The sequence below is a fragment of the Actinomadura litoris genome (assembly GCF_009733595.1).
Taxonomy (GTDB): Bacteria; Actinomycetota; Actinomycetes; order Streptosporangiales; family Streptosporangiaceae; genus Spirillospora; species Spirillospora litoris.
The window spans coordinates 337,561-349,730 of the sequence record NZ_WOFH01000007.1 but is presented as its reverse complement, the minus strand read 5'-3'; the positions used below and the strand labels follow the sequence as shown (position 1 = coordinate 349,730).

General features: G+C 73.3%; 13 protein-coding genes. 6 read left to right on the top strand and 7 right to left on the bottom strand.

All coding sequences use genetic code 11. The features are described 5' to 3' along the window. From GNZ18_RS21980 to GNZ18_RS21970, 3 genes are all read left to right on the top strand, one after another. A complete protein-coding gene (locus GNZ18_RS21980; RefSeq protein ID WP_156218390.1) occupies positions 1-642 on the top strand; it encodes a response regulator in 642 nt (213 codons plus the stop codon). 87 nt (positions 643-729) lie between these two features. Continuing rightward, on the top strand, positions 730-1,227 hold the full coding sequence (locus tag GNZ18_RS21975; protein WP_156218389.1) for a GNAT family N-acetyltransferase: 498 nt from the start codon (positions 730-732) through the stop codon (positions 1,225-1,227). Positions 1,228-1,372: 145 nt separating this feature from the next. Beyond that, positions 1,373-2,419: an SGNH/GDSL hydrolase family protein gene (locus GNZ18_RS21970; protein ID WP_156218388.1), complete on the top strand. Its 1,047-nt coding sequence runs from the start codon at positions 1,373-1,375 to the stop codon at positions 2,417-2,419. Here the strand turns inward: GNZ18_RS21970 and GNZ18_RS21965 are convergent. Continuing rightward, on the bottom strand, positions 2,416-3,000 hold the full coding sequence (locus tag GNZ18_RS21965) for a TetR/AcrR family transcriptional regulator (RefSeq protein WP_242887301.1): 585 nt from the start codon (positions 2,998-3,000) through the stop codon (positions 2,416-2,418). The genes GNZ18_RS21970 and GNZ18_RS21965 overlap by 4 nt on opposite strands. Positions 3,001-3,069: 69 nt before the next feature. Between GNZ18_RS21965 and GNZ18_RS21960 the strand changes: the two genes are divergently transcribed. Both GNZ18_RS21960 and GNZ18_RS21955 read left to right on the top strand, forming a co-directional pair. Beyond that, entirely contained in the window at positions 3,070-3,645 is a 576-nt protein-coding gene (locus GNZ18_RS21960) for a dihydrofolate reductase family protein (RefSeq protein WP_156218386.1), read from the top strand. 112 nt (positions 3,646-3,757) lie between these two features. Beyond that, complete coding sequence (locus GNZ18_RS21955) at positions 3,758-4,243, top strand: hypothetical protein (protein WP_156218385.1); 486 nt, start codon at positions 3,758-3,760, stop codon at positions 4,241-4,243. Between the two features lie 4 nt (positions 4,244-4,247). Here GNZ18_RS21955 and GNZ18_RS21950 read toward each other — a convergent pair whose 3' ends face one another. Together GNZ18_RS21950 and GNZ18_RS21945 are read right to left on the bottom strand one after the other, a co-directional pair. Continuing rightward, a complete protein-coding gene (locus tag GNZ18_RS21950; RefSeq protein ID WP_156218384.1) occupies positions 4,248-7,085 on the bottom strand; it encodes an amino acid adenylation domain-containing protein in 2,838 nt (945 codons plus the stop codon). 110 nt (positions 7,086-7,195) lie between these two features. Further along, positions 7,196-8,170, bottom strand: a complete 975-nt coding sequence (locus GNZ18_RS21945; RefSeq protein WP_156218383.1) for a GlxA family transcriptional regulator — start codon at positions 8,168-8,170, stop codon at positions 7,196-7,198. 91 nt (positions 8,171-8,261) lie between these two features. Between GNZ18_RS21945 and GNZ18_RS42370 the strand changes: the two genes are divergently transcribed. Next, positions 8,262-8,915, top strand: a complete 654-nt coding sequence (locus GNZ18_RS42370) for an HD domain-containing protein (RefSeq protein WP_156218382.1) — start codon at positions 8,262-8,264, stop codon at positions 8,913-8,915. Between the two features lie 109 nt (positions 8,916-9,024). Here the strand turns inward: GNZ18_RS42370 and ehuA are convergent, their stop codons facing one another. Genes ehuA through ehuB form a run of 4 tightly spaced genes read right to left on the bottom strand, consistent with a single transcriptional unit; the run spans position 9,025 to position 12,103 of the window. Further along, complete coding sequence (gene ehuA, locus GNZ18_RS21935) at positions 9,025-9,846, bottom strand: ectoine/hydroxyectoine ABC transporter ATP-binding protein EhuA (protein WP_156218381.1); 822 nt, start codon at positions 9,844-9,846, stop codon at positions 9,025-9,027. After that, positions 9,833-10,486, bottom strand: a complete 654-nt coding sequence (gene ehuD, locus GNZ18_RS21930; protein WP_156218380.1) for an ectoine/hydroxyectoine ABC transporter permease subunit EhuD — start codon at positions 10,484-10,486, stop codon at positions 9,833-9,835. The genes ehuA and ehuD overlap by 14 nt, the downstream gene beginning before the upstream one ends. Continuing rightward, positions 10,486-11,205 (bottom strand): ectoine/hydroxyectoine ABC transporter permease subunit EhuC, encoded by a 720-nt coding sequence (ehuC, locus tag GNZ18_RS21925; RefSeq protein WP_214617887.1) that lies wholly within the window; start codon positions 11,203-11,205, stop codon positions 10,486-10,488. Before ehuC ends, ehuD begins: the two co-directional genes overlap by 1 nt. 4 nt (positions 11,206-11,209) lie before the next feature. Beyond that, a complete protein-coding gene (ehuB, locus tag GNZ18_RS21920; RefSeq protein ID WP_156218379.1) occupies positions 11,210-12,103 on the bottom strand; it encodes an ectoine/hydroxyectoine ABC transporter substrate-binding protein EhuB in 894 nt (297 codons plus the stop codon). Between the last annotated feature and the right edge of the window lie 67 nt (positions 12,104-12,170).

The window sequence follows — 12,170 nt, the reverse complement described above, 5'->3', positions numbered from 1 at the left end:
ATGACCGACCGCACGCTCCGCGTCATCGTGGTGGACGACCACACGGTGATGCGCGCCGGGGTGGTGGCGCTGCTGGCCACCGAGCCCGGCATCGAGATCGTCGGCGAGGCGGGCGACGGCCGCGCGGCCGTCGACCTCGCCGCCGGGCTCCGGCCCGACGTGGCGCTGGTCGACCTGCGGATGCCCGTCCTGGACGGGGCGAGCGCCACCGCCGAGATCGTCGCGGGCGCGTCGGGGACGCGGGTGCTGATCCTCACCACCTACGACACCGACGCCGAGATCGAGCGGGCGATCGAGGCGGGCGCGGTCGGCTACCTGCTCAAGGACACCACCCGCGAGCGGCTCGCCGACGCGATCAGGTCGGCGGCGCGCGGCGAGACCGTGCTCGCGCCGCGGGTCGCCGAGCGCCTGGTGGCGCGGATGCGGCGGCCCGCGCAGGTGCCGCTGACCGCGCGCGAGGTGGACGTGCTGAACGGCGTCGCCGACGGCCTGTCCAACGCCGACATCGGCCGGCGGCTCGTGATCGCGGAGGCGACGGTGAAGACGCACCTGCTGCGGGTGTTCGCGAAGCTCGACGTCAGCGACCGCACGCACGCGGTCGTCGTGGCGATGGAGCGCGGGCTGCTGCCCCGGCCGCACTGACCCTCCCGGGGCCGCCCGCGCGAACGTCCCGGAAGTGTCGCGCGGGAGTCCGGGAAGGCGGCCCCGGCGGGGACCTACCATCGCCGTATGGAGTACGAGGTGCGCCTGGCGCGACCCGCCGATCTGGCGGTGCTGCCGGCGATCGAGAACTCGGCCGACCCGCTGTTCGCCCCGCTCGGGATCGTGTTCCCGCCGGGCCCGACGGTGATCGAGCAGATGGACGGCGCGGACGTGGAGATCCTCGTGGCGGGCGACCCGCCGGTGGCGTTCGCCGCCGTCGAGGAGGTGGACGGTGCGACCCACCTGGAGCAGATCTCCGTACGGGGCGACCTGGTGGGCCGGGGGATCGGCACCCGGCTGCTGGCGACGGTGCGCGAGCGCGCGGCCGCCGCCGGCTCGCCGGGCGTCAGCCTGCTGACGTTCCGCGACGTCCCGTGGAACGGGCCATGGTATGCCGCGCACGGGTTCGCCGAGCTGCCCGAGGAGCGCTGGGGGCCCGGCCTGCGCGCCTACTGGAAGGCCGAGATCGAGGCGGGCCTGCACGACCTGGGCCCCCGGACGGTCATGTGGGCGCCGTCCCGCTGAGCGCCGCCCCGGCACCGCCCCGGCACGTAATGTGGTCTCCCGGAGACCCGCCGGGGACGGCGGTGCGCCACTAAAAATCTACAATGTAAAGGTGGGAACCGGTGACGTCGCGCGAGCGTCAGCCTGAGGGAGCCGGAGGAGGACGATGACGGGTCCGGGGTCATGGGCACGGTGGGCGCGCGGGCGTTTCGGCGAGCGGGGGCTCGCGCTGACCGCGCTGGTGGCGTTGCTGGCGCTGGCGGTCGTCCCGCTGGTGGCGCTGCCGGCCGTCCGCTGCGAGGTGTTCGGGAGCGGGTGCCGCACGCCGCCGCCCGAGGTCCGCGCCGACCCGGTGTCGGCGCCGGGCCGCCAGTTCACCCCGGTGGAGGCGGCGACGCGGGGCGGCTACGTCGCGCTCGGCGACTCCTACTCCTCCGGTGTCGGCGCCGAGGCGACCGTCGGCGACAACAACCCGCTGGAGCGCTGCCACCGGACGTCCAAGGCGTACTACAACGAGGTCTCCAAGGCGTTCCCGTTCGCCAAGGGCACCTCGTTCTGGGCGTGCTCGGGCGCCACCACGGCGGACATCCGCGACGGCAGGCACGGTGAGCCCTCGCAGCTCGGCCGGCTCAACGCCGACACGAGCCTCGTCACGCTGAGCGTCGGCGGCAACGACATCGGGTTCTCCAAGGTCGTCGCGGGCTGCGTGGTGAAGCTGCCGTGGAGCAGGAGCTGCTTCAGGCAGGGCGACGACATCGCCAGGAAGATGTCCGACCTGCGCCGCAACCTGCCCGAGCTGATCGGCCAGATCCACGCGCGCGCACCCCACGCCCGCATCATCCTGATGGGCTACCCGAAGGCGTTCTCCGAGGTGGAGGGCACCGGCGGCGACAACCTCAGGGTGTCGGAGCAGCAGTGGCTCAACGCGCGCGCCTACGACCTCGGGCGGCTCATCCGGGAGACCGCCGCCGAGGCCGACCGCCGCATCGCCGCCCGGCACCAGCAGGGCAGCGTCGAGTTCGTCGACTCCTACAGCGCGTTCGCGGGCCACGAGGTCGGCAGCGGCCAGCCGTACATGAACGGCCTCACGGTGAACCTGTCGGCCCTGGAGGCCGAGCCGCGCAGCTACCACCCCACGGTGAGCGGCCAGCACGCCCTCGCCGGGCTGTTCATCGAGCAGGTCAAGAAGGGGCCGGGCCGCCCCGTCTCCTAGCGGGGGTCCTGCCGGGGGAGGGAGCGTTCGACGGCGTCGGCGACGAGGCGCCGCACGTCCTCCTCGGTGAACACCTCCGGCAGGGTCAGGTTCTCGACGATCAGCCAGTTCAGCGTCAGGTACAGCAGCCGGACGGTGGTGGCGTCGCCCGGCATGCCCGACTCCAGGTGCCGCGCCACGTTCGCCTCGACGTCCTCGCGCACCCGCTCGGTCAGGACGGCGCGCAGCCCGGGCCGCCGGGTGGCCTCCAGCCGCAGCTCCAGCAGGGCGAGGTAGCCGGTCCGGAACGCCGAGATCCGGCCGACGGTCTCGGTCAGCAGCGCGGTGACCCGGGCCAGGTCGCGGGGGCCCTCCAGCATGCCGCCGAGCGTGGCCGCGTCCGGCTGGAGCCGCTCGTAGATCCGCCCGCCCGCCTGCGTGAACAGGTCGTCGCGCTTGGCGAAGTAGTTGGACGCGGTGCCGACGGGCACGCCGGCCTCGGCGTCCACCGCGCGGAACGTCAGGCCGCGCGCGCCGTCCCTGGCCAGCACCTCGATCGCCGCGTCGACCAGGGCGGCGCGCCGCTCGACGTTCTTCCTCACTTGACACCACTCCAGACGTAGTACTACGTTCCAACCACTTCAAGTAGAGTACTACGAACGGAATCCCCTATGCGCAAGCTCGTCTACTACGTCGGAACGAGCCTCGACGGCTTCATCGCGGGCCCCGGCGGTGAGATCGACTTCCTGCCGGTCAGCGACCAGGTGATGGCCTGGATCGGCGAGCACTATCCCGAGACGCTCCCGACGCACGTCCGCCCGCACCTCGGCATCCAGGACGCGCCGAACCAGCGCTTCGACACGCTCGTGATGGGCCTCGGGACCTACCGGCCGGCCCTCGACATCGGCGTGACCAGCCCCTACGCGCACGTCCGGCAGTACGTCGCCTCCACCACGCTGCCCGAGATCGCCGACCCCGCCGTGACGCTCGTCCGCGACCCGCTGGAGCTCGCCCGCTCGCTCAAGGCCGAGGACGGCGGCATGGACGTCTGGCTCGCGGGCGGCGGCAGGCTCGCCGCCGCGCTGCTGCCGGAGATCGACGAGATGATCGTCAAGAGCTACCCGGTGGTGGCGGGGGCGGGCGTCCCCGCCTTCGCGGGCGGGTTCCGGCCGACCCGGTTCACGCCGACGGCGCGCGAGGAGTTCGACAACGGCACCCAGGTCACCTGGCTCACCCGCACGCCCTAGCCCGCATTGGGGTCCCGGCCGCTCGCGCATAGGGCCCTAGGGCCCTAGGGCGGGTGATCACGAGCCCTTAGCCTCGTCGGCACCGGCGGATCGCGAGGTGTCGAGGGGGCAGATGATCTGGGTGAGGCCGGCGCTCGGCCTGCTGTCGGCGGCCGTGCTCGTGCCGGCCGTCGCGATCGTGGGGTACGGCGCGGTGGAGGGGGTGTCCGTCCCGCTGACGATGTCCACGGTCTCGGCGACGTCGGCGCAGCGGAACGGGCGGGGCGCGGCCAGGGGGAACCGCGGCCTGCGCTACGCGAAGACGTTGCGCGGGCAGGGCGTCAGCCACGGCACGGTCACGGTCGGCGCGCGAGGGGTGGTGGTGCGGGGCACGCACCGGGACCTGCGCTGCGAGGACGGCCCGTCCTACCTGAAGATCACCGTGGTGCTGGCCGGGCTGCCCGACGCCGAGCACGCGGCGGGCCTCGCCTGCGGGCAGACCCGCGAGGTCGCCTTCGCCTACGCCTGGACGGGCGCGTCCTCGGCCGTCCACCTCCAGGTGTGCGGCCGCCGCCGCGACGCCTGCGGGGGCCGCAGCACGGTCCTGCGGCCGGGGTGAGGCGTCAGCACGGCCGCAGGCCCTCGACCGGCACGCCGCCGCCGAGGCGGCCGCAGATCGCGGTGGGCTGCGGCCGGCCGTCCTTCAGGGTGACCTTGACGAGCGTGAGGCCCCGGTTGCGGGGCCGCGGCGGGTCCCCGTGGTCGTTGGTGAAGTCGATGTCGCCGGTCGCCGAGCCGCCCCGCGTGATCCGCAGGTGCCGCAGCTCCTCCAGCACCGTCCCGGACGTGACGGACCGCTCGCCCGTCACCAGCCGGGGGCCGAGCAGGTCGTAGGCGTTCTGCGCGGCCTGGCTCAGCGCGAACGTGGCGTCGAAGGTGATGGCCATCTGGCCGTCCACCAGCAGCGGCTCGTCGGGCCGGACGCGGGGGGCGCCGATGCCGAAGCGGTTGCGGGCCATGAGGAAGAAGTCGCCGGTCACGTCGGCGTCCTTGGCGATCAGGTGGGGCAGGTAGGCGAACACGGTGTGGTACAGGGTGGTGTTCTGGGGGAGCGGCACCTCGTGCGGACCGGTGCCGAAGCGGGACTTGCTGACGTCGTCGCCCGCGATCAGGAGCAGGCGGTGCCGGGTGCAGCCGCCCTGGACGAGGCCGTTCATCAGGCCGGGCAGGTCCTCGGCACGCCCGGCGAAGTACACGAGGGTGTAGGGGGGCCGGCCGTTGTCGCAGGCGGCCTTGACCTTGCTGGAGATGTCGCCGGGGCCGCGGTAGCCGACGGTGTGGGGGGCGCGCGGCCGCAGCACGCTCACGACGTCACGGGCGATCTCGCTGCTGTAGACGTCGGTGGGCGGGCCGGAGGTGCGGGCGACGATCATGGCGCGGTCGACGCGTCCGCGCAGGCCGGCGTCGCGCAGGGCGGCGAGGCCGGCGGTGGCCTCTTCGCGGTTGGTGGCGGCCAGCCCGTAGAAGCGGGCGAGTCCGGGCAGCTCGTCGGAGGAGTTGACGGTGTCGATGACGGGCAGCCCGGCGGCTGTGAGCCGTTCGATCGCGGCCCGGGAGGAGCGGGTGTTGCGGCCGAGCCCGACGACGCCGACGATCGACGGGTCGCGCCGGGCCAGGTGCAGGGCGCGGTCGGCGGTCTCGCCGGCGAACGCCATGTCCTGGCCGGTGTTGGCGGGCAGGATCCGCAGCTTGAGGGTGTTGCCGATCTCGCCGGGCTGCCCACGGTGGTTGTTGCGGAGCTGGGCGAGGTAGGCGCCCGCGAGCTCGTGGACGCTGCTGACGGTCAGCTCGCTCTGCCCCGGGCTGGCGGTGAACGTCCCGGCGTAGATCATCGTCACGTACGGCTGGTGGTCGGCGACGACCGCGCGGTTCTCCTTGTCGATGTCGCGCTGGAGGTCGGCGAGGGTGATGTGGCCCCCGGCGTTGGCGGGGGAGGGGCGGCGGCGGTCGCCGTCCAGGGCGATGCTGTCGGCGCCGCGCTCGAAGCGGACCCCGCGGGTGGACACGCCGACGCACTCGCGGCTGCCGTCGGGGTTGGTCTGCTGGCGGGTGTCGCCGTTCCAGCCGACGGGGAAGCCGACGCTGCAGTAGGTGGAGCGCAGGTGCACCTGGGCGAAGGTGAGCGCGATGGCGAAGGCGACGGCGGCGGCGATGAGGCCGCGCCAGGACCAGAGCCACGTCCAGCGGGGGCGGCGGCGGGGGCGGAACGCGCCGTCGGGGCGGTCCGCGGCGGGCTCGCCCGCGACGGGGACGCGCAGCAGCCACGGGAGCGGGACCGACTCGCTCGGGCCGAGCGCGGCGCCGAGCGAGGACCGCCACCGCTCGTAGCGGTCGCGGGCGTCCTCGCCGGGGGTGGGACCGCCGAGCCAGGCGTCGCGGGTGGCGGCGTCCAGCGACGCGACGACCAGCAGCGGGTGGAGTTCGCTGCGGCGGGCGCGGATGTCGCTCATCGCCGCCAGCAGCGCGAGGCCGCCGTTGCCGTGCCCGGCGTGGGAGAGGAACACCACGAGCGGGGCGGGGCGCTTGAAGCCGCGCAGGCTCGGCGCGAACCGCCGGTACTGGTCGCGGACGTCCTCCAGCAGCGCGAATGTCTTGATGTGGAGCAGGAACCGGGCCGCGCCCGGCTCGGTGAGCCGTTCGGCGACCCGGTGCAGGCGGCCGTCGAAGCCGAGGTCGTCGCCGTCCTCGTCGCCGAGGGCGGCGAAGAACGAGGTCCGGGCGAACCAGCGGTAGCGGCCGCCGATGCCGACGCTGGCGAGCACCGGCAGCCAGACGCGCCGCGCGGACAGCCCGGCGACCAGCAGCAGGACCCCGGCGAGGACGGCGGCGGCGGTGACGAGGATGCGCCGCGGCGTCTGCTCGGCGATGCCGCCCGCGAGGACGGCGATCACCGCGACGAGCGACGCGCCGATCGTCGACCACCAGGCGGGAGCGCGCAGCGGCCCGCCCTGCCAGCGGAACAGCCCGGCATGGTCGTTCCAGCGCTCGACGGTCGAGACGGGAGAGCGCCGGTAGGGGGGAGCGGCGTCGCCGTCGTCGGGGGCGGGCGCGGCGGCGCGCTCGATCGTCCGGACGAGGTCGGAGCGGGGGAAGCGGGGGCGGCTGAACTGGGAGCGGGTCCGGCTCCAGGTGATCGGCTGGGAGAGGGCGTCGGCGAGCGCGATCGCCGCCGCGTCCGAGTCCGGCCCGGCGGGGGCCTCGGGGGAGACGAAGGGCAGCGCCATCTCGGCGGCGAGGTGCCGCAGCTCCTCCATGTGGGGCTCGGGGTCGTCCGGCCCGGCGGGTTCGAGGACGATCAGCGGGAACGGGCGCGCGTCGGGACGCCAGGGCAGCCGCCCGGTCATCCAGTCGAACAGCGCGGCCAGGCCGCGTCCTGATTCGGGTGGTGGGGGATTGCCCACGGCCGGCCCTCCGGGAGCGGGTCTCTACCTCCCGCCGAGCGTAGGGGCGGGCGCCCGGACGGGGCCCGGGGTCGGCCGGATGCGGACGGTGGCCCGGCGGAGGCGGGGGGTCAGGACGCGCGGGCGCGGAACGCGGCGCGGTAGGACTGCGGGGACGCGCCGACCCGCCGCGCGAAGTGGGCGCGCAGCGTCACCGGGGACCCGAAGCCCGCCTCGGCGGCGACCCGCTCGACCGGCAGGTCCGTGCTCTCCAGCAGCTGCTGGGCGCGGCGGACCCGGGCCCGCGACAGCCACTGCTGCGGCGTCGTCCCGGCCTGCTCGCGGAACCGGCGGGTCAGGGTGCGGACGCTGACGCAGGCGTGCCGGGCGATGTCCTCCAGCGCCAGCGGGCGGTGCAGGTTCGCCTCCAGCCAGGCGAGCGTGGGCTGGAGCGCGGTGCCGCCGTCCGGGGGGTCCTCGTGCCGGATGAACTGCGCCTGCCCGCCGTCGCGCTGCGGCGGCATGATGATCCGGCGGGCGGTGCGGGCGGCGGTCGCGGCGCCGTGGTCGCGGCGGACGAGGTGCAGGCACAGGTCGATCCCGGCGGCGACGCCCGCCGAGGTGAGCACCTGGCCGTCGTCCACGAACAGCACCGAGGCGTCCACCTCGACGCGCGGGTGCAGGCGGGCGAGGCGGCACGCGTACATCCAGTGGGTGGTGGCGCGCCGCCCGTCCAGCAGGCCGGCGGCGGCCAGCACGAACGCGCCCACGCAGATGGAGGCGATCCGGGTGCCGCGCGAGGCCGCGTCGCGCAGCGCGTCCAGCACCTCCGCCGGATGGTCGGCCGCGTTCCCGCGGTCGTGGAGCCGGTCGTGGCCGGGGACGACGATCGTGTCGGCCGCGGCGAGCGCGTCCAGCCCGAACGGGGGCTCCACCCGCATCCGCCCGACCGTCGCCGAGGTCTCCGTGCCGCCGGGCATCCCGCACACCCGCACCTCGTACAGGGGGACGTTCTCGCCGGTGGTGGACGAGCCGAACACCTGCCCGGGGACCGCCAGGTCGAACGCCACCACCCCGTCGAGCGCGAGCACCGCGACCACATGCATGGCCAGAACGTAGCGCACAGGGGCACTCGGGACACTGGCCGGGTGCCGGAAGCGCCGGGAGGATCGTGGCAACCGATCAGAGGAGACCTCGATGGGCGATACCTTCGCCGAGTTCGCGATGCCCGACACCGACCTCACCCGCGCGGCCTACGACCTGGCCTTCACCGCCGAGCAGCGCGCCCTCGCCCACCACAGCGTGCGGGTCTACCTGTTCGGGCGGGCGCTGGGCGAGGCGCGGGGGCTGCGTCCCGGCGACGCCTACGACGACGAGCTGCTGTTCGTGGCGTGCCTCCTGCACGACATGGGGCTGACCGACGAGGGCGACGGCGACCAGCGGTTCGAGGTGGACGGCGCCGACGTCGCCGCCGGGTTCCTCGACGGCCAGGGCGTCGCGCCGGACCGGGTACGGGTGGTGTGGGAGGCGATCGCCCTGCACACCAGCGTCGGCATCCCGCAGCGGATGCGCCCCGAGATCGCGCTGACCAGCGCCGGGGCCGGCCTCGACGTCGCCGGGCTGCACGCGGACAGGCTCCCGGACGGCTACGCCGACCGCGTGCACGCGGCGTACCCGCGGCTGAAGAAGGGCAGCGGGCTCACCCACCTGGTCGTCGACCAGATCGTCCGGAAGCCGGCCAAGGCGCCCTTCGGGTCGCTGCCCTACGAGATCGCGCGGCAGAGCGGGGTGGACCTCAAGGTCCCGTCGTGGGCCGAGCAGCTTGAGCGGGCGTGGAGCGGCGTCGCCTGAGCCGCGTCTCCCGCCCCCGGGGACGGGATCGCCCGCGCCCCCGGGGCGACGGGGACGCGGGCGATGCTTCCGATGGCCCGGCCGGAACGGTCCCGCCGGGCGCGGCCGCTCAGGTGGCCAGGACCGCCTGGAGGAAGTCCCGGGTGCGCTGCTCGGACGGCTCGCCGAACATCCGCTCCGGCGGGCCCTCCTCGACGATCTGCCCCTGGTCGAACATCAGGACCCGGTCGGAGATGTCCTTGGCGAAGGTCATCTCGTGGGTGACGCACAGCAGCGTGAGGTCGCTCTGCCGGGCGATGTCGCGCAGCAGGTCCTGGACGCCGACGACCAGCTCGGGGTCGAGCGCGGAGGTCACCTCGTCCAGCAGCAGCACCTGCGGCTCCATCGCCAGCGCCCGCGCGATCGCGACCCGCTGCTGCTGCCCGCCCGACAGCTGCGACGGGTGCGCGTCGATCTTGTCGGCGAGCCCGACCAGGTCGAGCAGGCCCTTGGCGCGCTCGACGGCCTCGTCCCTCGGCACCCCGAGCACGCGCATCGGCCCCTCGGTGAGGTTGCGCAGCACGTTCATGTTCGGGAACAGGTTGAACTGCTGGAACACCATCCCGATCCGCTTGCGCATCTCGTGCAGGTGCTTCTGGTTCGCCGGGACGCGCTTGCCGCCCCGGTCCATGTGCCACAGCGGGTCGTCGCCGACGAAGATCAGGCCCCCGTCGGGCTTCTCCAGCGTCATCAGCAGCCGCAGGATCGTGGTCTTGCCCGACCCGCTCGGCCCGATGAGCGTCACCCGCTCGCCCGGCGCGACCGTGAAGTCGAGCTCGCGGAGCACGGTGTTGCTCCCGAACCGCTTGATCACCTTCTCGAAGCGGATGCCGGGGGCGCTGCCCCGCAGGGGCGCCGCGTCCTTCTCTGGTGTGGTGTCAGTTGGTGGCATAGTGCCTCTCCAGGCGGCGGAGGAGAATCGACGAGATGACGCTGACCACGATGAACAGCACGCCCACCATGGTCATCGGCTCCAGGTACTCGAACGTCCTGGCGCCCACCGACCGCGCGGAGGTGAGCAGCTCGGGGACGCCGATCGCCAGCAGCAGCGGCGAGTCCTTGAACATCGCGATCAGGTAGTTGCCGAGCGTCGGGATCACCTTGCGGACCGCCTGCGGCAGGACGACGTCCAGCCACACCCGCGTCCGCGGCAGGTTCAGCGCCTTGGCCGCCTCCCACTGCCCGCGCGGGACGTCGGCGATCCCGGCCCGGTACACCTCGGCCATGTAGGTCGAGTAGTGGATCCCGAGCATGAGCACGCCGACGGTCAGCTTCCCGAACGTCAGGCCCCAGGTGGGCAGGACGTAGAAGGCGAAGAACAGCTGGGGGATCAGCGGGGTGCACCGGATGAACTCGGTGACCCACCGCACCACCTGGCGCACGACCACGTTCGGCGTGCGGCGCAGCAGCGCCCACACCAGGCCGAGGACGACCGCGATCAGGTAGCCGAGCAGCGTCGCGATGACGGTGTAGCGCAGTCCCCGCAGCAGGTCGGGGATGATGTCGCCGGTGTAGCTCCAGTCCCACTCCATCAGCTCGCCACCCCCGCTCCGGGCGCGCCCGCCGCGAGCGTGCCGAGCTCGGGCTCACGCGAGGGGCGCCGGCCGAGCATGCGGTCGACGCGGGCCTCGGCGAAGCGGACGAAGAGCTGCAGGATCTGCGCGATGACGAAGTAGATGACGAGGACCAGCGAGAACGACGCGACCGTCTCGCCGGTGCTGCTCTGCAGGTTCTTGGAGACCGTCGTCAGGTCGGTCAGCCCGACCAGCGACACGATCGCCGTGCCCTTCATCAGCTCGATGAGCAGGTTGCCGAAGGGCGGCAGCATCAGCGCGAACCCCTGGGGGAGCAGGACGCGCCGCATCCGCTGGAGCGGCGTGAAGTTCAGCGCGATCGTCGCCTCGTACTGCGCCCGCGGCACCGCCTTGATCGAGCCGCGCACGACCTCGGCGCCGTAGGCGCCGATGTTCAGCCCGAGCGCGAGCACCGCCGCGAACATCGTGGAGTTCAGCCTGATGCCGACCAGCGGCAGCGCGTAGAAGAACCAGAACAGCAGCACCAGCGTCGCGGTGCCGCGGAAGAACTCCACGTACACGCGGTTCAGCACGCGGATCCAGGCGTGCCGCGAGGTGCCGGCCAGCCCGAACACCAGGGCGAGCACGAGTGCCACGCCGCTGCCGTAGACCGTGAGCTGGAGGGTGAGCCACGCGCCCTTCAGCCACTGCTCGTAGCCGTCGAGGACTTCGGACACCTGATCATCCCTTGCAGAACTTGGCGGCGGTGTCGGCGGCCGTCGGGATCTCCGCCTGGGTGAACCCGAACGGCTGGATGATCGGCAGCAGCCGGTTGCCCTGCTTCAGTTCGGCGAGCTTGCCGTTGAAGGCGGTCACGAGGTCGCTGTCGGCCTTGCGGAACGCGAACGCGCCCGCGCCGAACTGCTCCTTGCCGTCGATGACCGGCGTGAAGGGCGCGGTCACCTCATACGGCTCGCCCTCGTGCTTGGTCAGCAGGTCGGCGAGCGAGATGCGGGTGAGCCAGATGCAGTCGATGCGGCCGGCCTTCAGGCCCTCGAAACCGCTGGCCTGGTCGGCGAACACCTGGATGTTCCCCTTCTTCACGCCGCTCTTCTCGGCATAGCCCTGTTCGACGGCGCCTTCCAGCACCCCCACCTTCACGCCCTTCTTCCCCGGGTCGTCCTGCTTGAGCAGGCCCTTGGGGTTGCCCTTGCGGACCATGAACGCGCTCTTGGCGACGTACTCCGGGTCGGAGAAGGCCACCGAATTGCACCGCTCGGGTGTGATGAACATTCCCGCCGCGACGAGGTCGAACCGTTTGGCGTTGAGCCCGGCGATGAGGCCGGAGAAGTCGACCTGGACGCCGGCCACCTTGTCGATCCCGAGTTCCTTGAAGACCACCCGCGCGAGTTCGGGCGCCTCCCCGGTCAGCTTCCCGGACTTGTCGGTGTAGCCGTAGGGCGCCTCGTTGGCGAAACCGACCGTGATCTTGCCGGCGTCCTTGGCCTTCTGCAGCGAACCGCCGCCCGACTTCTCCTCCTTGGGGTCCGTCGTCGAGCAGCCCGCGGCGGCCAGCGGCACCGCCGCGGACAGCAGGACGGCGGAACGCAGGAAGTCGCGTCTCGAAGAAGTCATCGTTGAACTCCTGGATGGTGTGCCGCCGCGCCCGCGGGGGGCCGGATGCCCCCCGCGGGCGCGGGGA

Bases quoted from the DNA above. Each gene is read 5' to 3' on its own strand.
- GNZ18_RS21980 (WP_156218390.1), top strand. From the start codon at position 1: ATGACCGACCGCACGCTCCGCGTCATCGTGGTGGACGACCACACGGTG.
- GNZ18_RS21975 (WP_156218389.1), top strand. From the start codon at position 730: ATGGAGTACGAGGTGCGCCTGGCGCGACCCGCCGATCTGGCGGTGCTG.
- GNZ18_RS21970 (WP_156218388.1), top strand. From the start codon at position 1,373: ATGACGGGTCCGGGGTCATGGGCACGGTGGGCGCGCGGGCGTTTCGGC.
- GNZ18_RS21960 (WP_156218386.1), top strand. From the start codon at position 3,070: ATGCGCAAGCTCGTCTACTACGTCGGAACGAGCCTCGACGGCTTCATC.
- GNZ18_RS21955 (WP_156218385.1), top strand. From the start codon at position 3,758: ATGATCTGGGTGAGGCCGGCGCTCGGCCTGCTGTCGGCGGCCGTGCTC.
- GNZ18_RS21945 (WP_156218383.1), bottom strand. From the start codon at position 8,170: ATGCATGTGGTCGCGGTGCTCGCGCTCGACGGGGTGGTGGCGTTCGAC.
- GNZ18_RS42370 (WP_156218382.1), top strand. From the start codon at position 8,262: ATGGGCGATACCTTCGCCGAGTTCGCGATGCCCGACACCGACCTCACC.
- ehuA (WP_156218381.1), bottom strand. From the start codon at position 9,846: ATGCCACCAACTGACACCACACCAGAGAAGGACGCGGCGCCCCTGCGG.
- ehuD (WP_156218380.1), bottom strand. From the start codon at position 10,486: ATGGAGTGGGACTGGAGCTACACCGGCGACATCATCCCCGACCTGCTG.
- ehuB (WP_156218379.1), bottom strand. From the start codon at position 12,103: ATGACTTCTTCGAGACGCGACTTCCTGCGTTCCGCCGTCCTGCTGTCC.